This is a genomic window from Halogranum roseipondis, from assembly GCF_059695585.1.
Genome location: NZ_CM185235.1, coordinates 1,966,605 through 1,990,578, shown reverse-complemented (window position 1 = coordinate 1,990,578; position 23,974 = coordinate 1,966,605). Strand labels below are relative to the sequence as shown.

Genomic DNA, 23,974 nt, shown 5'->3' with positions numbered 1-23,974 from the left:
GTTACGTAGAGAACAGCTCCTGCGGGAAGTCTGCGAGCACTTCGGCGCCGTTCGAGGTGACGCGGAACGTCTCGCTGAGTTCGACGCCGAAGTCGTCGAACCAGAGACCGGGGATCATGTGGAACGTCATGTTCTCCTCGAGCACCGTCTCGTCACCGGGGCGGAGACTGGCGGTGTGTTCACCCCAGTCCGGCGGGTAGCCGAGCCCCATCGAGTAGCCGATGCGCTCCTCCTTCTCGAGGTCGTACTTCTGGATGACGTCGCGCCACGCCTTCTCGACGCGCTCGCAGGTGACGCCCGGTTCGGCGACGTCGAGCGCGGCGTTGACGCCCTCGACGACGATCTCCATCCGATCCTGCATCTCCTGTGGCGGGTCGCCGACGTACGTCGTCCGCGCGAGCGGGGAGTGGTAGCGATGCCGACAGCCGGAGAGTTCGATGATGACCGGGTCGCCCTGCTCGAACGGGCGGTCGGTCCACGTGAGATGCGGCGTCCCGGTGTGGTCGCCCGAGGGCATCAGCGGAACGATCGAGGGGTAGTCGCCGCCGTACTCGTCCGTTCCGTCGATGAGCGCGTTGTAGATGGCGCGCGCTGCCTCAGATTCGGGGACGCCCTCCTCGATGGCGTCGAGCCCGGCCGCCATCGCGTTCTCGGAGATGCGGGCGGCCTCGCGCATGTAGTCGAGTTCCTGTTCGGACTTCTTGACGCGGACCCAGTTGACGAGCAGGGTCGTGTCTTCGAACTCGGCCTCGGGGAGGTTCTGCTGCAGGCGGAGGTAGGACTTCGCCGTGAAGTAGTAGGCGTCCATCTCCAGGCCGATGCGCGCGTCGTCGACGCCGAGATCTTCCAGCACCTCGGCGAAGAAATCCATCGGGTGGAGGTCGTACGGCGACTGGACGTGGTCGTCGCTGTAGGCGCGGATGCTCTCCTCGCCGAGCCAGGTCGTCGCCCGTGCGCCGTTGGCGTCCTGTCCGCGACCGACCCAGACGGGTTCGTCGCGGTCCTGCGTGACGATGACCGCCTGGTGGACGTAGAACGACCAGCCGTCGTACCCCGCCAGATAGTTCATGTTCGCCGGGTCGGCGATCACGAGCGCGTCGAGTTCCCGTTCGCGCATCCGCTCTTTCGTCCGTTCGATTCGCCTCTCGTACTCGCCTGCGGTGAACACTGACTGTGGCATGCTACCCGTTCTCGAAAGTGGATTGGTCGAACAACTATTTTAATTTTTTGTGTACGACGATTACGGTTCGTGTGTATGGGTCGTGACGGTGAGATGGATTCCGGAGTTACGCAGAGACCCGGTCGTCGGGGACGACGCCGTCGTCCCACCCGCGGATGTCGTAGTACTCCTCCAGTGCGTCCTCGAAGCCCGGGATGTCGTACGGAAGCGTGTCGTCCGAGCGGTCGAACCCGCGCTGGTTGTTGAAGTGGCGTTCGAGCGTGACGATGCGGTCGCCGACGGCCAGCAGATCGTCGAAGTCGACGCCGAACAGCATCTCGTAGCGCTCGGGAGTCATGTAGTCCCGAGAGAACTTGCAGACGACGCCGCTGTCGTTGACGGCCATCTGGTTCTCCTTCTCGACGAGTCGCTGTGGCTTCCCCTCGAACCCGGTGGGGTCGTAGGCGTCGTGCTCGTCGACGAGCGGGTACTCCTGCGAGTAGAAGACGGCGTACATGTGGTCCGCCCCGCGGTTCGCGACGGCGTAGGAGAGCCCCTGTCCGTGGAGGACGCGCCCCTCGTGGGCCGCGAAGTCGAGTCCCTTCACCGTCCAGTTCTCGACGCCGAGGTCGTCGTGGACGCGGGCGATGCCCTCCGCGAGGTCGTCGCCGACGCCCTCCCGCTTCGCGATCTTCTCGACCGTCTCGTGGATCAGGTCGACGTCGCCGAACTCGTCTTCGGCGGCGAGGTAGGCGGCGACGGTGTTGCCGGCGGAGATGGCGTCGAGTCCGTACCGGTCACAGAGTTCGTTCGACTTCATCACGTCGACGATGTCGTCGACGCCGGAGTTCGACCCGAACGCCATCGCCACCTCGAACTCGGGACCTTCGGTCTCGACGCCGCGCTCCTCGTCTTTGGTCGGGAGTTTGCACGCGAACGCGCACGCCGAACAGGTGCCCTTCTTGTACTTCTTCTCCTCGATGGCCGACCCGTTGATCCCTTCGACGCCCTCGAACTGCTGTTCGGAGAAGTAGTACGAGGGGAGCCCGTCCAGTTCGTTCGCCAGATCCATCACCGCGACCGTCCCCTGTCGCTTCATGATGTGGTCGTCCGTCGCCGCCTCGCGGTGGATCTCCATCTGCGAGGCGGGGACGTCGATCTCGGGTGCGGAGTCGCCCTCGAAGGTGACCGCCTTCACGTTCTTCGACCCCAAGACGGCGCCGAGGCCGCCGCGACCGAACGCCCGCTCCTCGGAGGTCATGATGGAGGCGAAGCGGACCAGGTTCTCGCCCGCGGGGCCGACGACGGCCGTCTGGTCCGCGCCGACGCCGTGTTCCTCGTCGAGATACGACACCGTCTCGGGGACGGTCGCCCCCGCGAGGTCCGGCACCGACTCGAACTCGACGCCCTCGTCGGTGACGTGGAGGACGAGGAGTTCGTCGCTCTCGCCCGTGATCTCGACGGCCGCGTGACCCGCGTCCGCGAAGTTCCGCGACATGAAGCCGCCGGCGTTCGAGGAGACGAGTCCGTCGGTGAGCGGCGAGACGGCCGTCGCGTTCATCCGCCCGGTGAAGCTCATCGTCGACGCCTGCATCGGCCCGGTCGCGAAGTACAGGCGGTTCTCCGCGCCGAACGGGTCGGCGTCGAACGGGATGCGGTCGTGGGCGAGTTTCGTCGCGACGCCGCGACCGCCGATGAACGACTCTAGGACCTCGTCGATGGCTTCGGTCTCCGTCGTCCGCGTCCCCACGTCGATAGTGAGGAGCGGCCCCTCTGTGTGCAGCATGCCCGAGACAACGTGTCCCGCGGTACTTAATCCTTCACGAAATCTGTGTACGTCATCCGACGTTTCCGTTTTCGTCCCCCGGCCGATCAATCAGAAACTGTGTACAACCTGGGCAGTTTCTGTGGACAAATTATTTATGACTGTTCCTCATTGGCACACGTATGGCAGCAGGACCATCGATCGAGGAGCTGCACTTCGACGAGGCACCGTCAGTCGACTCCGTGCCCGGTTCGAAGTCGCGTGCGCTCATCGAGAAGCAACAGAACATCGACAGCAGCGCCGTCGCCTACCCCGAAGACATCCCGATCGCCTTCGAGGAGGGGAAAGGCGCGACCGTCCGCGACGTCGACGGCAACACGTTCATCGACATGTTCGCCGGTATCGGCGTGCTCAACGTCGGCCACGCGAACCCCTACGTGCTCGAGGCCGTCCACGAACAGACCGACAAGTTCGTCCACACCGTCGACTTCCCGACGGAGGCCCGCCTCGACCTCATCGAGAAGCTCGACGAGATCGCGCCGGGGGCGCTGCAGGGGAACAACAAGGTCGTCTTCGGCGGCCCGACCGGCAGCGACGCCGTCGAGGCGGCGATCAAGCTCGGCAAGTACAACACCGGCGGCGACGGACTCATCGCCTTCCGCGGCGCGTACCACGGCGCGACGAGCGGGGCGATGAGCGTCACCTCGAACAAGAAGTTCAAGGAGGCGTACACGCCGCTGCTGCCGGACGTGGTCCACTCGCCGTATCCGTATCCGCTCGGCCAGGACAAGGCCCCGCAGGAGGCGGTCGACCACGCGCTCGAAGAGCTGCAGGCGACGCTCGAAGACCCCTACGGCGGTCTCGCGAACCCCGCAGGCATCATCGTCGAACCCATCCAGGGCGAGGGCGGCGTCATCACGCCCCCGGAAGGCTTCCTGCAGGGCGTGCGTGACCTCGCCACCGACAACGACGTGCCGCTCATCTTCGACGAGATCCAGAGCGGGCTCGGCCGCTCCGGCCAGTGGTGGGCCAGCGAGTGGTACGACGTCACGCCGGACGTGATGACCTCCGCGAAGGCGCTCGGCGGCGTCGGCTTCCCGCTGTCGGCGACGATGTACGACGAGGAACTCGACACGTGGGGCTCCGGCGACCACGCCGGGACGTACCGCGGCCACGTCGTCGGGATGCGTGCCGGGACGCGCGCCATCGAGTACATCCAGGAACACGACCTGCTCGCCCACGCCCGCGAACTCGGCGAGTACATCCAGACGCGTCTGAAGGAGGCCGGTGACGGCAACCCGCACCTCGCGGAGGTCCGTGGCAAGGGGCTGTTCATCGGTGCGGAGTTCGTCGACGACGACGGCAACCCGGCCGACGACATGGCCGACGCGATCCAGGACTACTGCTTCGAGCACGGCGTGCTCGTCTGGAAGGCGGGTCGCCACGGCAACATCCTCCGCCTGCTGCCGCCGCTCGTGCTCACGCAGGAGCTCGCCGAGACGGCGCTCGACGTCATCGTCGACGCTATCGAGACGACCAGCGCCGCGAAACAGACCGTCTAACCACACCGCACAATGAGTTCAGAGCCGATCGTCACCGACGACGCACCGCGTAACGACAACCCCTACTCGCAGGGGGTCCGCGCCGGCGACACGCTCTACGTGTCGGGCTACGGTCCGGTGGACCCCGAGACGGGCGAGGACGTCGAGGGCGACGTCCAGGCGGAGACCGAACAGGTCCTCGAGAACATCGCCGCCACCGTCGAGGAGGCTGGCGGGTCGCTCGACGACGTGGTCAAAGTGACCGTCTACCTGACGGACCTCGACGATTACGACCGCGTCAACGAGGCCTACGGCGAGCAGTTCGCCGAGGAGCCGCCGGCCCGCGTCTGTGTCGAGGTCTCACGGCTCCCCGACGACGTCCGCGTCGAGATGGACGCCGTCGCTTACCTCGGCTGACGCTCCGCTGACGCACGCTCCCGAGTTCGTCTTCTCTCTCGCCGTGTTCACTCCGCGTCTGGACGTCACCACCGGACGCGTCTCTTCGAAAAGAAGCTGCGACGAGGCGGCTCCGCGTCAGTCGTTCAGCTCTTCGACCCTGCGGTTGCGCTGTTCGGTCGCCTCGTTCACCTTCTCCAAGAACTCGGTCATCTGCTCTTTCATCTCCGAGCGCATCGCCGTCGGCGAGAAGTCCTCCGACTCGGTCAAGAGCCGGACGAACGCGCGCAGCTCCTCGTCGGTGATCTCGTCGAAACTTCCGCCCTCCAGTTTGTCGATCACCTCGTCGACGTCGATCTGGCCGACCGGGTCGACGTTGAAGTCGACCGTCACCATCCGGTAGTCCGAGCCGGCGAGTTTCTGTTCGGCCCGGTTGACACCCTGTCCGAGCATGTCTTTGAACGGGACGTGGTAGCCCATCGTCCCGAGGTGGAGGAAGCCGAGCATGTCGATGATCCCCTGCGTGTAGTCGTCGCGCGCCTCCGACTCGGGGTTGAACACCGTCTCGCGGTCGCGGTCTTCGAGATGCTCGAAGAGGATGCTGAAGTCGAGGATCGCGTTCCGGAGCCGACGGCGGATCCGGTTTCGCTTCTGTTTCTTCGAGTGCTCGGTGTAGTCCGTCTTCCGCTCGAGGAGGAACTCGCGGTCGCTCGGCGTCAGGATCCCCCGTCCGCGGTCGGCGGAGAGCGCCAAGCGGTCGTGGGGACCGTCCCCGTCATCACTGTTTGCCATACACAGTTTGTGTAGACGAATTCAATTAAGGGTTACGAACGTATGCAGAAGTTGTTACTTCTCCGTCGTCCCCGATACGGAGTAATAGCGGTCCGAGAGCCTCCAGCGCGGGAATCGACGCCACGTTCAGGTTGCAAGTTTCGCTCGGCTCTCGATGAAATCAACAACATCCGTATACACCGTCTCCAGTAGCCGTAACATTTATCCTGATGATTCGTGATTGGTGTGGTGTGTCATGGCTCAGGAGGTACTGTGCCATGAGTGGTGGTCGTACGAGACATGAGATTGCAAGATATCGGCGACTGTGGTCGGACGGAGGCGTGTCTGCGCGAGAACTGTCGCAACACGCACGGTAGTCAGACCACGTCGTCCCGGCGAGACGGACAGCATCGCATCGGAGAGAACGACGTCGACGAGGGAGGAGACAGATGAGTCAACGGACCGACCAAGGAGCGGTCGAAGAGTTCCTCGACGAGATCGAACCGATCGTGTTCGCCTTCGGGGCGGGTATCACGCTCCTATTCGTCGCGGTCTTCGCGTTGAACCCGGAGGCGGCCGGGAGTCTCGTCTCGAGTGCGACCGACTTCGTCCTCGGACACTTCAACTGGGCGTTCCTGCTCGTGATGCTGGGGTTCGTCGGCTTCCTCGTCTTCCTCATCTTCGGGCCGTGGGGACGGCTCAAACTCGGTGACGAGACGCCCGAGTTCAGCTACTTCTCGTACTTCACGATGATCTACTCGGCGGGACTCGCCGCGGGTATCGTCTTCTGGGGACCGTCCGAGGCGCTCCTCCACTACTCGACCGTTCCGCCGCTGTACGACGTCGCGGCCAAGTCACAGGCGGCGATTCCGATCGCGGTGCAGTACTCGATGTTCCACTGGGCGATCGTTCAGTGGTCCTGTTTCACCGTCATGGGACTGGGGATCGGTTACTTCGTCCACGAACACGGCGCACCGCTCCGCGTGTCGGCCGTGCTGACGCCGTTCGTGGGTGCGGACAACGTCGACAACCTGGCCGGGAAGACGATCGACATCCTCGCCGTGTTCGCGACGCTCGGCGGCGTCGCGACGTCGCTGGGGTTCATCGGCAGTCAGTTCCTCACCGGTCTCGAGTTCCAGTGGGGAATCCAGCTGGGTGACGCCGGGACGATCGCGGTGATCACGGGGATGACGGCGCTGTTCACCGTGTCGCTCGTGCTCGGCGTCGACAAGGGAATCCGTCGGCTCTCGAACTTCAACATGCTGCTGTTCGGTGCGCTGATGGTGGCGACCCTCGTGTTCGGACCGACGTTCCGCGTGCTCGAACTCAGCACGCAGGCGACGGGCGGACTCGTCGGCGACTTCTTCGAGATGGCGCTGTTCGCCGACTACACGAACGGCGGGTCGTGGTCGAACGCCTGGACCGTCTTCTACTGGCTGTGGCCGCTGGCGTGGTCGCCGTTCGCAGGACTGTTCATCGCACGTATCTCCCGCGGTCGAAGCGTCCGCGAGGTCGCCTTCACCGGCATCGTGGCGACGTCGCTCGCGACGATCCCGTGGTTCGCAATCGTCGGCGGAACGGCGACGATCTTCCAGCACAACGGCACCGCGGACATCCTCGGTCCCGTCAACCAGTACGGCGAGGCCGTCTCGGGGTACGTCCTCTTCGGCGCGATGGACTTCATGGGACTGCCGGTCGGGACGCTGCTGCTGTTCGGGTTCCTCGTCCTCGTGACGACGTTCTTCGTGACGTCGGCGGACTCCTCGACGCTCGCCGTCTCGATGATGACCACCGGCGGGAAGGAGGAACCCTCCGCGATCAACCGCGTCTTCTGGGGTATCCTCCAGGGCGCCGTCGCGTCGATCCTCATGGTCATCGGCGGCGTGAGCGCGCTCCAGTCGGCCGCGATCATCACCGGTGGCCCGTTCGCCATCGTCTGCGTCATCGCCGTCGTCGGCCTGGTGAAGACGTTCAGCGAGAAGAGCGGAAACCTCCTCTTGACCGAGGAGGCGACGGTCTTCAGAAAACCGGACTCGACGAAGCAGTCCAGCTCGACCAAGGTCGCCGCCGGAACGGACGACGACTGACGACGCGGACGGTGGGTCGCCGACTCCGACGCGGTCTCCCGTCTCACAGAGATACAAGGAGGAAGCCCATGACTTTAGTCATGGGAGGAATCCGACCATGTACTTCACCAACAACGAGCAATGGCCAACCGACTCCCCCACGCCAATCCGAATTATCATAAAGAGACAGTTCGATATGTGAACTAACGATGGAGGAGATTCGCACCGTCAAAGTCAAACTCGACGTACCCGACGAGCGGTGCGACGACCTTCATCAGACGAAAGACCAGTTCCTCCACTGTGCGAACACCACCGCAGAGTGGGCGTGGAGACACCCAAACGACTACTGCGTGACCTCGAAACAGAAAGCCGAGAAAGCCCTCTACGAGCGACTTCGCACCGAGACAGAGTTGACTGCAAACCTCGTACAGAAAGGGATTCGACGTGCTATCGAGGCTACCAAAAGCGGTGTCGCACGACTCAAGAAAGGCGACAACACCAGCCAACCACACTTCGATGCGTGGAGCGTCGTCTACGACAAACGCTCTGCGACGTTCCATCGCGACCACGTTTCGCTCTCAACAGTGAACGGTCGTGTTGAGTGCGACTACGTGATTCCCAACGACGCCGAGGGGACGCCGATTGGTGAGTACCTGCTGAACGAGGACTACGAGTTCCGTATGTCCACGTTGCAGTACGACCGCTTCACAGAGTCGTTCTACCTCCACGCACGGATGCGCCGAACTGGAAGCGACGAGCAGTCCGCGACTACTTCTGACGTTCATCAGACTACGTCTGATGGAACCCATCAGAACGCAGAGCGTTCTGAGGACGCCAAGCACAGAACAGTCCTTGGTGTTGACCTGAACGTGGACGGCTCGATCGCCGTGACTTCTACGGGCGCGTTCATCGGAAACGCTGACGAGATGAATCATCGATGCCGAGAGTTTGAGAAGACTCGCGGGTCGATGCAACAGACGGGCACGCGGTCGGCGCACCTGTCGATTCAGTCGATGAACGACCGCGAACACCGTTGGATGCAGGACGAACTACATCGAGTCTCAAACCAGATTCTCGAAGAAGCTCGCGATCACAACTGTACCCATATCGCTTTTGAGAACTTGACTGATATTCGCAATCGGATGGCTGGTGCAAAGCGATTCCACGCATGGGCGTTCCGACGCCTCTACCAGTACGTCGAATACAAAGCCGAAATGCTCGGCATCGAGGTTGAGAAAGTGAGTCCCGCGTACACGTCTCGTCGGTGTTCGTCGTGTGGGTTTACCCACGAGTCGAATCGGCGGTCGAAACACCAGTTCATGTGTCAGAAGTGCAAGTACGAACTGAACGCGGACTACAACGCGAGCAAGAATATTGCTCGGAAACTGCTCAAGAAACTCCACTCGGGGCAGACGTCTTCGAGTGGAGGCGCACCCTGTCAGTGTGCGCTCACGTCAGGGACGCTGAACCTGAATGGCGAGTTCCACGCCTACTCCATTACAGAGGCAGAAGGGGAGTCCACTGACAAGCCCACGAGTTCACTCGTGGGTTACTGACGTATCGGCTTTCCTTTGCTCCTCTCGCTCCCACGAAGAGAGATCGCTCGGTCGAGCCGCCGTCGAGCGACCACACTCTGCTGCAGAACCGGGCGTTTCGGAGGGACGAACGTTTATATGCGGATGCCGTCTGCAGCGCACGATGGACTAGTCACGTGATTGACCGTGGTGAATTACATAACTAATATTGTAACGATACGGTGGCGCCCGACGTCTCTGCCGACGACGTGAGGTACTCGATCGTTCATCGCTCGCGAACGTTTATAACAGGACCGGCCAACAGCCGAGTGAGAAACTGCCTCCACAACAGTACACGGTATCTGTGTACTGTTTGACTGTATTCGATTCCATATTTTCTCTTTCACCATATATAGTGGGTATATAAGCCAAACGTCACTCTATCTCCACTAAATATTGTATAAGGAAACTGAGATCGGCACATGATATACAGATATTGTTAACACTCTTGTCTCGTTTCGGCGAGGGGGACGAACATAGTCCTAAGTAGGTCTGCAGGAATCGGTAGAGCATGCAACCGCGTCGCACGGAGAACGGGCTCAGGACGACCGAGATCTCGCTTCAACTGATCGAACACCTCGTCGAGACCGACGGGGCGACGTTGAGCGAACTCACCGCCGAGACCGACTTCGCGAAGAGCACGATCCACAACCACCTCCAGACGCTCGCACAGTACGGGTACGTCGTCCGCGAGAACAACCGCTACCGGGTCGGCCTGAAGTTCTATCACATCGGCGACTACGCTCGCAAGCAGAACACCGCGTACGACGTCGCAAAGCGCATCGTCACCGAACTGGCCGACGAGACCGAACTGGAGACGGATTTCACGGTCGAGGAGAACGGACGGACCGTCTCGCTGTACGACGTGACGAACTACTCGGACACGCCCTCGTTTCTCGTCGACGGGCGACTGTTCCACATGCACAGCACCGCATCGGGGAAGGCGATCCTCGCCGAGTATCCCGAACCCCGCGTCGACGAGATTCTCGACCAGTGGGGACTGCCCGCCGAGACCGACCGGACCATCACCGATCGGGACGAACTGCTCGCCGACCTCGAGCGGGTTCGCGAGCGGGGGTACGCACTCAACGAGGAGGAGGCGATAGAGGGGCTGTGGGCGGTGAGCAAGGTCGTCAAAGATCCGATCGGGCGCGTCTGTGGCTCGCTGAACGTCTGTGGACCGACGTACATCCACACTGACGAGCGCGAACGGACGATCGTCACGAGTCTCGAAGAGAAAGTCGCCGAGTTCGAACGGCGGATCGCCGAGCAGTCGCCGGAGAGTGGCTGAGGTCGCGTCGCTCCCGACGTCTTCGGCCACGTCGTCGGTCGAGAGGTTCCGGTCGGCCCCGACGTGGCGACGGCGGGCGTCGCGGTGGCCCGACGCACTCTCGGACTGCGCGGGGTCGAACCGGTTCGGCTTCTCGCGTGACCCCCGAGCCACACGACGTTACCGTCTGGCACGAGGAGGTGGCGTGTGAATCACCATGCAGCGATCGACGTCGGCACGGTCAGACTCAGCGCGTTGCTCCTCCGAGACGCGAAGTTCTTCGCGCGGACGGTCGACTCGGAGCCACTCGTCGACGTCGCCGCAGACGCGACGGTGGACGTCGGTGATCCGACTACGGCCGGCGTCCACGAGGTCGCCGTCGACACGCCGCTCGGCGCGTTCGACGCCGCGTATCTCCCCTGGCAGTGGGTCGGGTCGGATGCGCCGACGCTCATCTATCACCACGGAAGCGGCGAACGACCGTTCGACTTCGGGCGGTTCAGCTCGAACTCGTTTCGTCGACTGTTCGTCGGGGACGAGCGAGTGCCGGCCAACGTCATCGCCGTCCGCGCACCGTTCCACGCGGGGTCGAACGCCGAGTACGCCCGCGCGATGGGTGACCTCGAGAACTTCGTCGGGATGCTCGCGGCGTCGGCGGGACTCGTCGAGGCACTCGCCGCACGGGTCGGCGACCGGTCCGCTCGGCCAGTGATCGCCTCGGGGATCAGTCTCGGCGGCGTCGCGACGAACGTCCACCGCGTCTGTTTCGACCACGTCGACGCCTACATTCCCATCTTCGCGGGGGCAGCGCTCGCCGACCTGTTCGTCTCGTCGGCCTACCGCGCACTGACAGCCGAGTCGGCCCGTCGACAGTCGGCGAAACTTCGAGACGTCCTCGACTTCGTCGACTCGTTCACCGCTGTCGGCGACACCGACTGTCACCCGCTCTTGGCGCGCCACGACCGAATCGTCACGTTCGACCGACAGCGACCGAGCTACGACGAACTGCCGCTCTCCGTGGTGAACAAGGGTTGCGTAACTGCTACGAAAAACGGGCGTGAATGGTAGTGTTCGGTAGTAATTCTAATCCAAATTTTTATATGTATATCTAATCTACATAGTGGTAATGGCTGAGTTCACGTTCCAAGGCAAGGAAGCAATCACGAAGGAAGTCACCAAAACTGGGACGGGAGCACACGTTTTCGTCCCGAAAGAGTGGCTTGGTGAAGAAGTCGCAATCATCCGCCTCGACCAAGACTAATCACCACGAATGGCGTCCACACACCTCTCACTCCCGATTCACCTCCCGTTCAAGGAGCGAGAGCGCCACGCTCGATTAGACGCACTCACGACTAAGTAGCAAAAACGCTCATCAAGCGATACTGGACGCCAAACCACCTCACAGGGATTTCCGAATACTCGTATCAAGCGTGGAAATACTTTGACGAGGACGAAGCGTTTGCTGAGGTTGACTTGTACCTCCCGTCGCGGTACAAGCGGTGTGTGATGCAGAAAGTTGGTGAAACGCTTCGCAGTCATGCTGACAAACGCAAAGCGTTCCAGTCCATCCAGTCTGTTCTCCCCGACCACAAGATTCGCCGTATCCACACCCGACGAATCAAAGAACAACTCTGGGACTCAGAGAAATACATCAAATCGGGGTACGTTGACCTGCTCATCGGTCAACTCAACTCATACTACGACCGCCACGGTCAATTCCCTGAATCGTATTTCGAGATTCAGAACTGTCCATCGTACTCGAAAGGTGCGCTTCCGTATTCAGCAGACGACGGCCCGACGAGCGGGCAGGCTGTGAAATACGGATACAACGAGGATGCGCAGACGCTCACGGTCAAACTCAAAACACCAGACACGCTCGAACCGGAGACGCGGGGTGATTGGACGTGGATGGAACACGAACTTGAAGGCTACGAAGCGTTCCACGAACTCCTCGAACACGGCAGTCTCTCCGCACCTTCGTTCCACCCCACACAGACCAAAACAGAGGGCGAATATCACGAACTCTCGTTCCCAGTCGAAGTCGAACATCAAGAGAAATCTGACGACGTTAAAACTGTCTTGGCGATTGACGGAGGTATCCGCAAGGATCAACTACCGTCGTTGTCAACGAGGATGGTGAGCAACTCTCCGTCCCGTATTTCATCCAGAACACTGAGCGAGAACGGATGCGAAATCTTGCTCGTGAACGCAACCAACTCAACTCAAAGCTCACATATTTGCGTCGGAAAGGACGCGACCACACGAACTCGTTCAAGAACGTCCAAGCAGAGTACGAGCGTGTAAACAACAAAATCGTGAACAAGCGAGAGCAACTCGTTCACGACGTTGCGAATCAAGTCCTCGCACTCGCTCTCGTGTACGACGTGGATGCGATTGTTCACGAAGACCCACGGAGTCTCTCACCGCCTCGGGGTGAAGGCCAACTCTCGTGGAAACTCAGTTCGTGGGCACGCCGAGAGATTATCTCGAAAATCGAGTACCGGGCGGACATCGCCGGACTGCACGTGAAGCAAGTGCGTCCGGGCAACACGAGCCGGTCGTGCCCTAGATGCGGTTCTACTGGGCACACTGTGAAGTCGCCTGACCACTCGTTTGAGGTGTGGTGGGGCGGGCACTTCCGCTGTGACAACGCCCGCTGTGGCTTCCAAGCTGACCGTGACTACGTTGGCGCTGTGAACGTGGCGCGCGTGTTCTTCAGCGAGACGGCAACGCTGGACCACGATTTCACGTCTTCCTATACGGGAGACTTTGAAATCGTGCCAGCAAGCCGTTCCGCTGGCTCGCGTCTCGTGTTCGGTGAAGTGCCCCTCGCGTTTACTGGACAGTCGAAAGCGGTGACTGCTGGTGGCGGGTCGTGCTTCATAGCGCCCGCTGTCACCCCGACAGAGACGGAAAACAACAGTAGCAACTCTTGTGCATCAAGCCCAGCGATGCTTGGTATTCCCCGTTTTGTACGGGTCACTATCAATTGCTACCGAAAATAGGAACGGTCACGTGACGGGGTCGCTCGCGACAGGTGCGCTCCGGGAACACGTCTTGAACGTGGTGTCCACCTACGACGACCGGAACTGATCCCGAGTCGCTGGACTCGCATCACTGGCCGGACCCGTGTTCGTTCGAAACTACCGGTCTCTCGGCGTCTCTCACCAGCGCACCGCCGATTGCGCCGCCGAGAGTCGTCGCAGCACAGACGCCGGCGTTCATCAGGACGAAGAGCACCCCGACGTAGAGGCCGCCACCCGCAGCGGGAAGCCAGTTCAGCGGCCCGGGTCCGGGCGGTGCCGTGAGCTCTGCGCCGACCACGACGCCGATCAGGAGGACGAGTGTGAGGAGCGTCCAGAGGAGTCCACTCACGAGCCCCGTGATCGCCCCGCCTTTCACGCCCTCTCGCTGGCGGTATCCGGCGACCCCGCCGCCGACCAGCGGAGCGACCGGTCCGACCATCGGCACGAGTCCAACGACGATCATCGTCACCACCCCGAGCACACCGTTCTTGAGATATTTCGTCGCAACCATGCCTCTAGAGACGTGTGCAGAGTGCTCAACGGCGTTGTTGGCTCTCGTCGAGTGAGAATCGGCTCCGAGCGAACGGGAACGAGCGCGAAGGTGGGGTTCAGGGGCACAAGCTTATGTACTATTGACTGGTCAGACGTCTTGTACGATGAGCTCCCAAGAAGTACGTCTCCAGAGTACGGTCGCTGGGTTCACGGCGACCGGCAAGTTGCACACGCTGAGCGTTTGGTTCATCCTCGCACTCAGACTCATGATGGGACTCGCGTTCTTCCAGAGCGGGTTCGACAAGGTCGTCTCCGGGAGTTTCAGTGCTTCCGGCTATCTCCAAAACGCCCCGCCAGCGAACGGCAGTCCGGTTGCGGACCTCTTCGTAGCGATGGGTAACACCCCGTGGTTCGTGGACTTCGTCGACGTCGCCGTCCCGTGGGGTGAGGTGCTCATCGGGCTCGGGCTCGTCTTCGGCGTCCTGACCCGCCTCGCGGCGTTCTGGGGCGCGTTCATGATGCTGTTGTTCTATCTGGGGAACTGGGACATCGCGCACGGGTACATCAACGGCGACTTCGCGTACATGCTGGTGTTCCTCGCGGTCGCCGCCTTCGGTGCGGGCCGGATCCTCGGCCTCGACGCCTACATCGAGCAGTACGAGATCGACGGCCGACCGCTCGTCGAGCGCTACCCGTGGGCTCGGTATCTCCTCGGGTGAGATCTCGCCTCGAGATTCAGCTGACTCGACGACGTCGACGCGTCCTCAGCGCGTCTTCGATTCGCTCGACGACCGAGCAACGCTCGTCCGTCCCGACCGCCGTTCTGCAGGCTCGACGGCGAGCACGAACCGTCCCGTCAGGACGACAGCGAGCGCACTCACCAGACCGAAGACGACGATCATCGGGAGGGCGACGAGTTGACCGGCGCGAACCTGCAGCACCGCCATCGCCAGTACGGCGAGCCCCAACGTCGCGACTTTCACTAACAGCACGCCGGTAAACACGTACCCCCAGGGCCGCCGTCGTCGGAGCCAGTACGCCGACAGGAGGAACGCGGGGACGAGCACGGCCAGGTCAAGCGACTGGACGACGGGCGTCGGGAGACCGGTCCCGGCGAGTACGGCAGGGACAGTGTCGGCCAGCATCGCCGGGACGAGGTCGGCGAGCCACATCAGCCCCACCGCGACGGCGGCCAGCGACTGGAACCAGACGTACGGGGCGACGCTGTGGTCACCCACGGCCTCTTTCAGCGCCGTCGCGTCGAGTCGAACCACCCCGCCGACGAACGTGTACAGCGTCAGCGCGAACAGAGCGACGTAGACGAGGTAGAGTTCGTTGAACGCCGCCATCAACGCGTAGGTGGCGTAGGTGTAGAGGAGGTAGCCGGTCACGCCCAGCCAGACGACGTAGCCCCGGAGCGACCCGCGGACGGCGGCGGACAGGGAGACGCCGAGAGCAGGGACGGCCACCGCGAGCGTCAGGAGGTCCTGTCCGCGCAGTTGCGGGAGCAGAACGGCCGCGTCGCGATAGACGCCGGGAACCGAGAGCCCCACGCCGGCGGCGACGACGGTGAGCACGAGCGTCAGGACGGACGCGAGTACGTACGGTCGAGACGGAGAGAGCTGGCGATCAGTCACCGTCGACCTCCCGTGACTCCGAGGGTGTCGTCTCGGAACCGACAACGTCGAGACGCCCCTCGACGAACGAGGCGAACTCCGCGGTGAACTGTTCGACCTCGTCCCAGTCGGTGTACTCGTAGTCCCGTGTCGTGTCTGTATCGCCGGTGACGTCCTTCGCGATTCGCTTCAACACTGCTCGCTTGAGGAAGCCGTACTCCGAGTAGCGAAGCGCGCCACCGAAGATCGCGATTCGGTCCGGCCGCCAGCCGGTCGCTTCGACGAACTCGTCGACGTATCCCGCTGCCGCCGCCCGCTTCTCCGCGTCGGAGCTGACAGCGGTGAGACACACCTGGAAGAACCCCGTCGGGAGCGTCGCGAGCGTGTCGCGGTGGGTAGCGACGAACGTCCGAACCGCCGACTGGTGTCTGCCGCCGTGAATCGACGCGCCGACGAGCACGGCGTCGTAGTCGTCGACGTCGACCTCGTCAGCGGACCGAGCGACGTCGACGGCGACGACGGCGTGTCCGCGGTTCCGCAAGGCGTCGACGATTCGGTCGGCGACCTTCGCGGTCTGTCCCTCTCCGGTTCCGTAGGCGACGAGTATCGAAGTCATGGTCGTCCACTAGCCACGACGAGTCACAGACGGATAACCGACCGTCTCGATTCTCGGCACGTGAGAAGCTCTCGTTCGAATGGCACGAGCAGGGCTTCCGGCCGTCGTCTTCCGATTTCACCGCTCGACGACGGAACACGCACGGCGAATTACCGGAGCTCTTCGGTGCGACGGCGGTCGTCCCGGAGACGGTCTTCGCTGGAGTCGCGTCCACCAGCGGGAGACGACGGGTCGCCCTCGTACCCGACGACTTCGCCCCCGAGGCGGGGCCGCTTCGCGAGGTGGGTCGCCCCGTACAGGACGACGGTCCCGATGGCGATACCGACGAGCACGGCACTCGTCGTGGCCTCTGCGAGCAGGTTCAGCCACGGGTCCGGCACCCCACCTTGGACGAGCGCGTCGCGGTCGGCGGGGTGGTAGATGCCCATCGCGTTGATGCCGGCGTGAAAGACAGCGACGGCGAGAACGCTCCCGCCGGTCCCGTTGTACATCCACGTCCAGAGAACCGATCCCGCGAGGATGGTCACGACCCAGAGCAGTTGCTGGGAGAGCGGCCACCCGGCGTGCGTGGTGTTCGCGTTGAGGAACAACGGGAGGTGCCACCCGGCCCACGCGACGCCGACGAGGAGACTCGACGCGAGCGCGCTGTAGCGCTCCTGTAACACGGGGAGCATGAAGCCGCGCCAGCCGAGTTCCTCCTGTCCACCACCCCAGACGACCCCCCACGCCATCGCGAACAGGTAGATGCCGACCAACGGGAGCGCACCGAAGTCGACGGGGCCGCCGAAGAGGACGTAGAGGCCGCTCCCGGCGGCGAGGACGACGAAGGGGAGGCCGAGTGCGACGAGCCACCACTTCGGGCCGATCCGCCAGCGGAACAGCTGCGCCAGCCACGACCGGAGACTGCCACCCGACGCCCAGACCACGACCGCGGCGCCGAGCGGCGGACCGAACGCACCGAAGCCGACGAGGATCGACAGCGTCCACGAGGCCTGCATGTCCGAGAGCGCGAGCAGCGCCTGTACGGACCACGTGAACGCGTAAGTGACGAGGAGGAAGCTGGCGATTCGATGGCGGTCGATCCACGACCGGACGGGGGAGTTGGTGAACGACTTCATCGTCCTATCTATCGGCGCGAGAGAGACTAACCCGCCACCGTCGTTCTTAGGAGGTGAGAATAGTGACATTCACGAGCACGCTACCACGAGAAACGCTCGCTCGGCCGCATCTGTCTCTCGCTCCGTGGAAGCGATTCCCGATCGATGAGAACCGACGATACAGTGACAGCCTGAACTGACGTAACTCTACTCGTGATGATCCCGTTACAGATGCTCGGTGGACCGGAGATACTCGTCGTCCTGCTCATCCTCCTCGTCATCGTCGCGGCAGTCGGCGGGGTGTTGTACCTCCTGACTCGCGTCGGTGGACGGAACGAACGCCTCGACGAACTCGAAGCCCGTATCGACGAACTCGAACAGGGGCGAACGAACCACAGGTAGGCAGTCGAGGCACTGACCTCGACTGCTACGAGCGACTGGATGCAAACGGATGATCGTCTACAGATAAGCAAGGCGAGTGCCTCGGGGCTTGACCCCGAGGGTGAAGCCGACACTCAAACGTGTTCTGTACGTTCGATATACCGTTCAATCGTCTCGCTGGATACCTGTCCCGCCGTTCCGATGTAGTACGACTGTTCCCAGAACCCACCACCCCACAGATATTCTTCCAAATACTGTTCGTGCTGTTCCCACGTCTCCCGTGCTGTGATGCTCTTGACTGTCCGCACAATCTTGGTCGGCGCGTGCTTCGGGTGGGCGGAGAGGAACAGATGTACGTGGTCGGGTGAGATGTGGGGTCGTTCGAGAGACGGAGTCTCTCGTGATCCCGAAAATCGAAGATTTTCGGACGACGACAGTATCTCGTAGTCGTACTCGTCGCAAACGTCGCGGAAACTCGCTTCCAGAGATGCCTCGATTGGTTCGAGAACGTCTCGTGATGACGAGAGACCTGCGGTCTCTCGAACCACTTGACCACGAGGCGGTTCACCCCGTGATGGTGTGGCTGCTGGTGCTCGGCGGTTACCTGCTGGGTCGATCCACACGACGTACGGAGTGACGGATAGCCGGGGACGCGCCCGTCGCCGGTGACCTCTCGGCCGGCCCGAATGTCGTCACTCGCAGAGAATAGACAAACCTCTAAGATGTTTTCGCGTGAATGAGCGAATCGGGTGAACATAGAGTATGACAAGTACGAACCCGTTCAGAGACGTCGAGCGAATGTTCGAGCGAATGAGCCGCCAGTTCGACCAGATGCCCTGGGCACACCGAGAGGAGTGGGACGACCTGTCGTCGGCCGAGGGGATGCAGATCGACCTCGCCGACCACGACGACGAGTTCGTCGTCACGGCCGACCTGCCGGGGTACAGTAAGGACGAGATCGACGTCCAGTGTTCCGACAGTCGGGTGACGATCAGTGCGGAACACGCCGAGGAGACCGAGGAACGCGAAGAGAACTACCTGCGTCAGGAACGCTCACAGCGATCGATGCGGCGGACGCTGACGATGCCGGACCCGGTCGACGCAGAGGCGGTCACCGCCACCTACAACAACGGCGTCCTGACGCTCACGCTTCCGAAGACCGAACCGGACGAAGCGTCCCGGCAGATCGACATCGAGTGAGCGGGCGAGAAGACGCTACGCACCCGTCCCCGTCATCCACCACCCGTACATCTTCGCGCGTTCGTCGTCGGTCGGATGTTTCTTCGTGTGTGCGTACTCCTTGCCTTCGAGTATCTGCCGTTCGAGCGTGTTTCGAGCGAGATGGAGGGCGTGCGCTGCACCGTACCCCTCCCCGGTGCCGACGAAGTGACCCTTGTCGGTGAACAGGCGGATACGCGCCATGAGAAGCGGCGTCCCGCGGAGCTTCTCGTCGTGTCTGTGCAGGTAAACGTTCGCCTCCAGCACCCGCATGTCGCCGAACTTCCGGGTCGTCCGTTCGATCAGCTCCGAGAGCTCTCGGCGTGAGATGTCGTCCAACAGGTCGACACCGACGATCTGCACCGGCAACTGCGTCTCGTCGGTCCACGTCAACGACCGGAGGACGTCGGTCTTCGTCACGATGCCCGATGGCCGACCGTCGACGGTGACGACGAGCGAGGAGATCTCGTTCTCGAACATCGACTCGACGGCGGCGTCGAGTCGCTCGTGTTGCCCGACGGTCACGGCGGGCGTCGACATCACGTCGCGGACCGGGAGATCGAGCATCCGTTCGACGTCGCCGGCGCGCTCGCCGAAGCCGCCGTGTGACCGACCACCGGCGGCGACCGACGGCGGTGCGCCGCCGGCGGACTTCTCCATCTCCCGGGTCGTGAACCCGAGCAGGTCGAAGAGGCTGACGACGCCGACCGCGGTTCCGTCGTCGACGACCGGGAGGTGGGTGATGCGGTGTTCGCGGAGGCGATTGAGCACCTCACCGGTCGACGTCGCCGGATCGACGGTGACGAGTTCCGTCGACGAGACGTCTTCGACGGTCAGGACGCGAAGGAACGGGCGGACGTGTCGGAGGAGGTCGTCTGCGGTGACGACGCCGACGAGTTCCCCGTCGTCGAAGACGGGGAGCAGTTGGGCGCTGCTGCCGAGCATGAGACCGGCGACTCGCCGCACGTCGTCGTCGACCGAGACCTTCGCGACGTGCCAGACGAGGTTGCGGGCCTTCTCGTCGGGGTCGTGGCGGGCCGACGCCAGCTGTCGCTGGGTGACGACGCCGAGATACTCCCCGTCGTCGACGACGACGGCCTTCTGCGTGCTCTCTTGGAACGCACCGAGTAGCTTCGACGCGGGCGTGTCACCGTCGAACGATCTGTACGCCGTCGAGACGATATCCGTGATCTCCATCGTGTTTCACCTGTCAGACAGACGCGTCGGAGAGAGATGAAGTTCAGCCAATCAGTCGAGCTAGCAGACAGTCCGTGCCGACGGTGGGCGAGTCGCGTCGGTCTCCCTTCGTGTCACACAGTTATTACCTCGCTGACCGTCTGTGTCGCTATGGTCGACGTCACTTCCGAAGCGACCTTCCAGGTCACACACGACACCGAACCGTCCGAGACGCTCATCGCGGGGTTCGCCTCGTACGGACTGGCTGGGTTGACCGCCGCCAGTTTCGTCGTCGACGAGTTGGAGTTGGTCGAGACCGGTCACGTGACGTCGGATCAGCTACCGGCGTTCGCACCGTTCGAGAACGGGACGCCACGCCACCACTCGCGGCTGTTCTCGCGCGAGGACCTCGACATCACGGTGCTCGTGAACGACCTGTACATCCCAGTGTGGGCAGTCAACGGCTTCGCGAACGAGATCCTCGCGTGGACGGACGAAAACGGGGTCGAAGAGGTGACCGTGCTCTCGGGCGTCCCGTTCGTCCACAGACCCGGCGAACACGACGTGTTCTACGTCGCGACGACCGACTACCAGGAACATCGACTCCAAGACTCTGGTCTCGAACCCGTCGCACGGGGCTATCTCGACGGGGTGAACGCGAGTCTGATGAACCGCGGCATCGACTCGACGCTCCGGACGGGGCTGCTCGTCACCCCGGTCCACGAGCGCGCGCCCGACGTCGAAGCGTCGATCCGCCTCGTCGACACTGTCGCCACGCTGTACGACGTCGAGATCGACTCGGAACCGCTGCAGGCGTTCGCACGCGAGGTCGAAGAGTACTACCGCGACCTGGCCCAGCGGCTCGAAGCGGTCGAGGAACAGCACCAACCCGACGACCGGATGTACATGTAGGTGGCGATGGCCCCCCTCCGCGAGCGACTCGTCCTCCCGCTCCCGTGGGCGGCGACGATCGTCGCCGTCCTCGCCGTCGGCGTCTTCGCGGCGACGTGGTTCGCCGGGAACCCGTTCTGGGTCGTCGCGCTGGCGACACTCCTCGCCGCAGCGCTCGCCAGTGTCGGCGTCGCCGCCGCCGATGCCGTCCTCGCTACACGGACGGTCAGCGTCGTCGCCCATCTCCTGCTCGGCCTCCTCGTGTTGGCCGCTGCAGCCGTCGGCAGCCTGTTCGCCGTCGCCGAGGGCGCGCTCACGCAGTCGGCCGCCGCGCTCGTCGCGCTGGGCAGCGTGTGGCTCCTCGGCGTCACCCTCCTCGCCGCCGGTGTCTGCGTCCTACGGGAGGCTCACCGACCGCTCCGAACGGTCGCGACGGCGGGACTCCTCGTCACCGCCGTCTGGAGCGTCGTCGTCGCCGTCGCCGTGGGCGGCGTTCTCGTCGATCTGCTCACGGGCGTCGACGTCGGACTCCTGCAGGACCTCCGTGACGACCTGCTTCCGTCGCTGGCGCTCTTCGTCGCGTTCGTCGTGTTCCCCGCGCTCGTGTTCGGCGCCGACCTGCGCTCGGCGACGAGCGCGACGGCCGGAGGTCGCAACCCGACCTGATCGTCGCTCGCCGCCTCACCGTACTGCAGAGACGATCGACGCGACGAGTGCCGCTTCGAGCCCCGTCTGCGCGAAGCTCGGACACGGGTTGACGTCGACCGCGTAGGAGCCCTCGTCGGTCTCGACGAAGTCCACACCCAGCGCACGCATCTCCAAGCGCTCCATGAGCCGCCGTATCCCGTCGACGTGGTCCGGTCGCGGGGTCGTCCGTCCGAGGATCGCTTTCGACCCGAACAGTTTCGAGGTCGCCTGCAGGGTGACGGCCCGGTACTCGGCCCCGTCGTCGACGACGTAGTACTTGGAGTCGACGGGGTCACAGGGGAGCAGCTCCTCGTAGATCTCCCCCTCCCCGTTGAGACGGGGGGGATATCCCCAGTGGTAGCGAGACTTCGCGACGTAGTCGCCGGTCTCGGGTCGTTCGGGGGAGACCGTCGGCACGCGAAACCCGACGCTTTCGAGCGCACAGAGCGCGCTCAGCCGGGAGACACACACCATCACGCCGGTGGCGCTGTTCCACGTCGGAACCCCCCGACGCTCGGCGTCCAGAAGCGTCCGGACCGTCGTCGGCGTCGTACTCTTCGTGACGAGGAGCGAGAGGGTGCGAAGCGTCTCGGCGTCGACGCGACGGGCGGGGTCGAGAAACCGCACCTCGAACCCCCGTCCTCGGAGTCGGTCGGCGACGTCCGAGAAGACGGGGTGGTCGAGTCGGCAGGTGATCCCGATGGGGCCGGACGCGACGGTCATCCTCGGGTCCGGTCCCGGTAGGACCGCTCGAACGCCGCCACCTCGGTTCGGAGTCCGTCGCTCGTCTCGACCGGGTAGGAGCCCGGTTCCCGCAGCGACCGACACGACTCGGGGAGTTTCGAGAGCGTCCGCGCTCTCCGGTCGCGGATCTCCGACAACGGAGGGACGTCGTACACGAGGTCGCCGTCCTCGAAGACGGGGACGAGCAACTCCTCTCCTTCGAGTTCCTCGTCTCGCAGTCCGACGACGTCCCGGTCGAAACGTCCCTCGCGTTCGACGCGTCGGACGCTCTTCTCGCCCGGATACGTCACCTTCCCGGTCGAGAACTTCATCGACGGCTGGAGGACGCCGTCCCGTTCGACGGCGACGAGTTTGTAGACCGTCTCGAGTTTGGGCGCGTCGTCGCTCGTCGCCAGCGCCGTCCCGGGGCCGAACCCGCTCGCGACGCCGTCGCTCCGGAGGAACGTCTGTATCGCGTACTCGTCCATCCCCGAGGAGACGAAGATGTCGGCGTCCGGGCCGAGCAGGTCGGCGACGGTCTTCGAGAGGGTGACGAGGTCGCCCGAGTCGAGTCGCACGCCGACGTCGACGCCCCTCTCGGCGGCGACCGCCTTCGCGGTCCGTGCGCCGGCGACGGTGTCGTAGGTGTCGACGAGGAGGACCGAGCGGTCGCCGTACTCGTCGACGAACAGCTCGAACGCCTCCCGTTCGGTGGGGAAGCTCTGCACCCACGAGTGGGCCATCGTCCCGTACACCGGGATCCCGAACAGTTCGCCGGCAGCGACGTTCGAGGTGCCGTCGAAACCGCCGACGAACGCCGCGCGGGCCGCCTTCACGCCGGCGTCGAGTCCGTGCGCCCGTCGCGATCCGAAGTCGACGAGCGACTGTCCCTCCCCGTCGCGGTCGACGACGTCGCGCATCCGGGCGGCCTTGGTGGCGACGAGCGTCTGGAACCCGAGCTGGTTGATGAGCAGCGTCTCGAACAGCTGTGCCTCCGCGAGGGGCGCGGTCACCTCCACCAGCGGTTCGTTCGGGAAGACCGGTGTCCCCTCGGGAACCGCCCGGACGTCGCCGGTGAACCGAAACGACGCGAGCGACGAGAGGAAGTCGTCGTCGAACCCCTGTTCGCGGAGGTAGTCGAGCGCTCGCTCGCCGAACTGCACCGAGTCGAGATACTCGACGGCCTGTTCCAGACCGGCGGCGACGAGATAGCCGCGGTCGGGCGGGAGTTTCCTGACGAAGAGGTCGAACGTCACGGTCGGGTCGTGACCGTGAGCGTGAGACGCCTGCATCATCCGCAGTTCGTACAGGTCGGTGAAAAGCGAGCGCGTCTCCGGTGTCACGTCTCCGAACGTCGGTGCGCCCATACCGTAACGAACCGGGGCCGGACGAATATACTTTGGCGCGTCTCGCCTCGCTCTGACCGCTCGACGACGCAGACCGGGTGTAGAGCGCTGTCGCTTCGATCGTGTCCGGTCGTTCGCGTCGCCGAGCGACTATAATACCGTC

25 protein-coding genes are annotated in these 23,974 nt (G+C 63.5%); 14 read left to right on the top strand and 11 right to left on the bottom strand.

What is annotated here, in order from left to right; translation table 11 throughout:
• Position 1: 1 nt before the first annotated feature.
• Together EOHIBHHM_RS10400 and EOHIBHHM_RS10395 are read right to left on the bottom strand one after the other, a co-directional pair.
• Positions 2 to 1,180, bottom strand: coding sequence for a M24 family metallopeptidase (locus EOHIBHHM_RS10400; protein ID WP_497250254.1), 1,179 nt, complete (start codon positions 1,178 to 1,180; stop codon positions 2 to 4).
• A gap of 106 nt (positions 1,181 to 1,286) precedes the next feature.
• Positions 1,287 to 2,945 (bottom strand): aldehyde ferredoxin oxidoreductase family protein, encoded by a 1,659-nt coding sequence (locus EOHIBHHM_RS10395; protein WP_497250252.1) that lies wholly within the window; start codon positions 2,943 to 2,945, stop codon positions 1,287 to 1,289.
• Between the two features lie 161 nt (positions 2,946 to 3,106).
• Between EOHIBHHM_RS10395 and EOHIBHHM_RS10390 the strand changes: the two genes are divergently transcribed.
• Both EOHIBHHM_RS10390 and EOHIBHHM_RS10385 read left to right on the top strand, forming a co-directional pair.
• Positions 3,107 to 4,486 (top strand): aspartate aminotransferase family protein, encoded by a 1,380-nt coding sequence (locus EOHIBHHM_RS10390; protein ID WP_497250250.1) that lies wholly within the window; start codon positions 3,107 to 3,109, stop codon positions 4,484 to 4,486.
• Between the two features lie 12 nt (positions 4,487 to 4,498).
• Entirely contained in the window at positions 4,499 to 4,882 is a 384-nt protein-coding gene (locus EOHIBHHM_RS10385; RefSeq protein WP_497250248.1) for a RidA family protein, read from the top strand.
• Positions 4,883 to 4,999: 117 nt separating this feature from the next.
• On the opposite strand, the gene EOHIBHHM_RS10380 is transcribed toward EOHIBHHM_RS10385, so the two are convergent.
• Positions 5,000 to 5,653 carry a DUF8102 family protein gene (locus tag EOHIBHHM_RS10380; RefSeq protein ID WP_497250246.1) on the bottom strand — a complete coding sequence of 218 codons (654 nt, stop codon included), beginning with the start codon at positions 5,651 to 5,653 and terminating at the stop codon, positions 5,000 to 5,002.
• A gap of 428 nt (positions 5,654 to 6,081) precedes the next feature.
• On the opposite strand from EOHIBHHM_RS10380, the gene EOHIBHHM_RS10375 reads away from it, so the two are divergent.
• The 7 genes from EOHIBHHM_RS10375 to EOHIBHHM_RS10345 all read left to right on the top strand — a co-directional run bounded on the left by EOHIBHHM_RS10375 (position 6,082) and on the right by EOHIBHHM_RS10345 (position 13,547).
• Positions 6,082 to 7,719 carry a BCCT family transporter gene (locus tag EOHIBHHM_RS10375; protein ID WP_497250244.1) on the top strand — a complete coding sequence of 546 codons (1,638 nt, stop codon included), beginning with the start codon at positions 6,082 to 6,084 and terminating at the stop codon, positions 7,717 to 7,719.
• A 188-nt stretch (positions 7,720 to 7,907) separates the two neighbouring features.
• Positions 7,908 to 9,254: an RNA-guided endonuclease InsQ/TnpB family protein gene (locus tag EOHIBHHM_RS10370; protein ID WP_497250242.1), complete on the top strand. Its 1,347-nt coding sequence runs from the start codon at positions 7,908 to 7,910 to the stop codon at positions 9,252 to 9,254.
• A 529-nt stretch (positions 9,255 to 9,783) separates the two neighbouring features.
• Positions 9,784 to 10,563 (top strand): IclR family transcriptional regulator, encoded by a 780-nt coding sequence (locus EOHIBHHM_RS10365; protein ID WP_497250240.1) that lies wholly within the window; start codon positions 9,784 to 9,786, stop codon positions 10,561 to 10,563.
• A gap of 186 nt (positions 10,564 to 10,749) precedes the next feature.
• On the top strand, positions 10,750 to 11,610 hold the full coding sequence (locus EOHIBHHM_RS10360) for a hypothetical protein (protein WP_497250238.1): 861 nt from the start codon (positions 10,750 to 10,752) through the stop codon (positions 11,608 to 11,610).
• 58 nt (positions 11,611 to 11,668) lie between these two features.
• Positions 11,669 to 11,803, top strand: a complete 135-nt coding sequence (locus tag EOHIBHHM_RS10355; RefSeq protein ID WP_497250236.1) for a DUF2080 family transposase-associated protein — start codon at positions 11,669 to 11,671, stop codon at positions 11,801 to 11,803.
• Between the two features lie 245 nt (positions 11,804 to 12,048).
• Entirely contained in the window at positions 12,049 to 12,846 is a 798-nt protein-coding gene (locus tag EOHIBHHM_RS10350; RefSeq protein WP_497250234.1) for a hypothetical protein, read from the top strand.
• Positions 12,729 to 13,547, top strand: coding sequence for a zinc ribbon domain-containing protein (locus tag EOHIBHHM_RS10345; RefSeq protein WP_497250232.1), 819 nt, complete (start codon positions 12,729 to 12,731; stop codon positions 13,545 to 13,547). The genes EOHIBHHM_RS10350 and EOHIBHHM_RS10345 overlap by 118 nt, the downstream gene beginning before the upstream one ends.
• 109 nt (positions 13,548 to 13,656) lie before the next feature.
• Here the strand turns inward: EOHIBHHM_RS10345 and EOHIBHHM_RS10340 are convergent, their stop codons facing one another.
• Positions 13,657 to 14,079: a DUF5518 domain-containing protein gene (locus EOHIBHHM_RS10340; RefSeq protein WP_497250230.1), complete on the bottom strand. Its 423-nt coding sequence runs from the start codon at positions 14,077 to 14,079 to the stop codon at positions 13,657 to 13,659.
• A 145-nt stretch (positions 14,080 to 14,224) separates the two neighbouring features.
• Here EOHIBHHM_RS10340 and EOHIBHHM_RS10335 point away from each other — a divergent pair, with 145 nt between their 5' ends.
• Complete coding sequence (locus EOHIBHHM_RS10335; RefSeq protein WP_497250228.1) at positions 14,225 to 14,779, top strand: DoxX family protein; 555 nt, start codon at positions 14,225 to 14,227, stop codon at positions 14,777 to 14,779.
• 45 nt (positions 14,780 to 14,824) lie between these two features.
• Here EOHIBHHM_RS10335 and EOHIBHHM_RS10330 read toward each other — a convergent pair whose 3' ends face one another.
• The 3 genes from EOHIBHHM_RS10330 to EOHIBHHM_RS10320 all read right to left on the bottom strand — a co-directional run bounded on the left by EOHIBHHM_RS10330 (position 14,825) and on the right by EOHIBHHM_RS10320 (position 17,410).
• A complete protein-coding gene (locus EOHIBHHM_RS10330) occupies positions 14,825 to 15,697 on the bottom strand; it encodes a hypothetical protein (protein WP_497250226.1) in 873 nt (290 codons plus the stop codon).
• Entirely contained in the window at positions 15,690 to 16,292 is a 603-nt protein-coding gene (hemG, locus tag EOHIBHHM_RS10325) for a menaquinone-dependent protoporphyrinogen IX dehydrogenase (protein ID WP_497250224.1), read from the bottom strand. Before hemG ends, EOHIBHHM_RS10330 begins: the two co-directional genes overlap by 8 nt.
• Before the next feature lie 149 nt (positions 16,293 to 16,441).
• Positions 16,442 to 17,410: a CPBP family intramembrane glutamic endopeptidase gene (locus tag EOHIBHHM_RS10320; RefSeq protein WP_497250222.1), complete on the bottom strand. Its 969-nt coding sequence runs from the start codon at positions 17,408 to 17,410 to the stop codon at positions 16,442 to 16,444.
• A gap of 195 nt (positions 17,411 to 17,605) precedes the next feature.
• Here EOHIBHHM_RS10320 and EOHIBHHM_RS10315 point away from each other — a divergent pair, with 195 nt between their 5' ends.
• A complete protein-coding gene (locus EOHIBHHM_RS10315; RefSeq protein WP_497250220.1) occupies positions 17,606 to 17,791 on the top strand; it encodes a hypothetical protein in 186 nt (61 codons plus the stop codon).
• Positions 17,792 to 17,904: 113 nt separating this feature from the next.
• On the opposite strand, the gene tnpA is transcribed toward EOHIBHHM_RS10315, so the two are convergent.
• On the bottom strand, positions 17,905 to 18,318 hold the full coding sequence (tnpA, locus tag EOHIBHHM_RS10310) for an IS200/IS605 family transposase (RefSeq protein WP_497250218.1): 414 nt from the start codon (positions 18,316 to 18,318) through the stop codon (positions 17,905 to 17,907).
• A 214-nt stretch (positions 18,319 to 18,532) separates the two neighbouring features.
• Between tnpA and EOHIBHHM_RS10305 the strand changes: the two genes are divergently transcribed.
• A complete protein-coding gene (locus tag EOHIBHHM_RS10305) occupies positions 18,533 to 18,970 on the top strand; it encodes an Hsp20/alpha crystallin family protein (protein ID WP_497250216.1) in 438 nt (145 codons plus the stop codon).
• A gap of 15 nt (positions 18,971 to 18,985) precedes the next feature.
• Here EOHIBHHM_RS10305 and EOHIBHHM_RS10300 read toward each other — a convergent pair whose 3' ends face one another.
• On the bottom strand, positions 18,986 to 20,185 hold the full coding sequence (locus tag EOHIBHHM_RS10300; protein WP_497250214.1) for a CBS domain-containing protein: 1,200 nt from the start codon (positions 20,183 to 20,185) through the stop codon (positions 18,986 to 18,988).
• 150 nt (positions 20,186 to 20,335) lie between these two features.
• Between EOHIBHHM_RS10300 and EOHIBHHM_RS10295 the strand changes: the two genes are divergently transcribed.
• Positions 20,336 to 21,076: a proteasome assembly chaperone family protein gene (locus EOHIBHHM_RS10295; protein WP_497250212.1), complete on the top strand. Its 741-nt coding sequence runs from the start codon at positions 20,336 to 20,338 to the stop codon at positions 21,074 to 21,076.
• Positions 21,077 to 21,721 carry a hypothetical protein gene (locus EOHIBHHM_RS10290; RefSeq protein ID WP_497250210.1) on the top strand — a complete coding sequence of 215 codons (645 nt, stop codon included), beginning with the start codon at positions 21,077 to 21,079 and terminating at the stop codon, positions 21,719 to 21,721.
• Positions 21,722 to 21,736: 15 nt separating this feature from the next.
• Here the strand turns inward: EOHIBHHM_RS10290 and EOHIBHHM_RS10285 are convergent, their stop codons facing one another.
• Both EOHIBHHM_RS10285 and EOHIBHHM_RS10280 read right to left on the bottom strand, forming a co-directional pair.
• A complete protein-coding gene (locus EOHIBHHM_RS10285; RefSeq protein ID WP_497250208.1) occupies positions 21,737 to 22,465 on the bottom strand; it encodes an ATP-grasp domain-containing protein in 729 nt (242 codons plus the stop codon).
• Entirely contained in the window at positions 22,462 to 23,832 is a 1,371-nt protein-coding gene (locus EOHIBHHM_RS10280; protein WP_497250206.1) for a nicotinate phosphoribosyltransferase, read from the bottom strand. Before EOHIBHHM_RS10280 ends, EOHIBHHM_RS10285 begins: the two co-directional genes overlap by 4 nt.
• Positions 23,833 to 23,974: the final 142 nt, after the last annotated feature.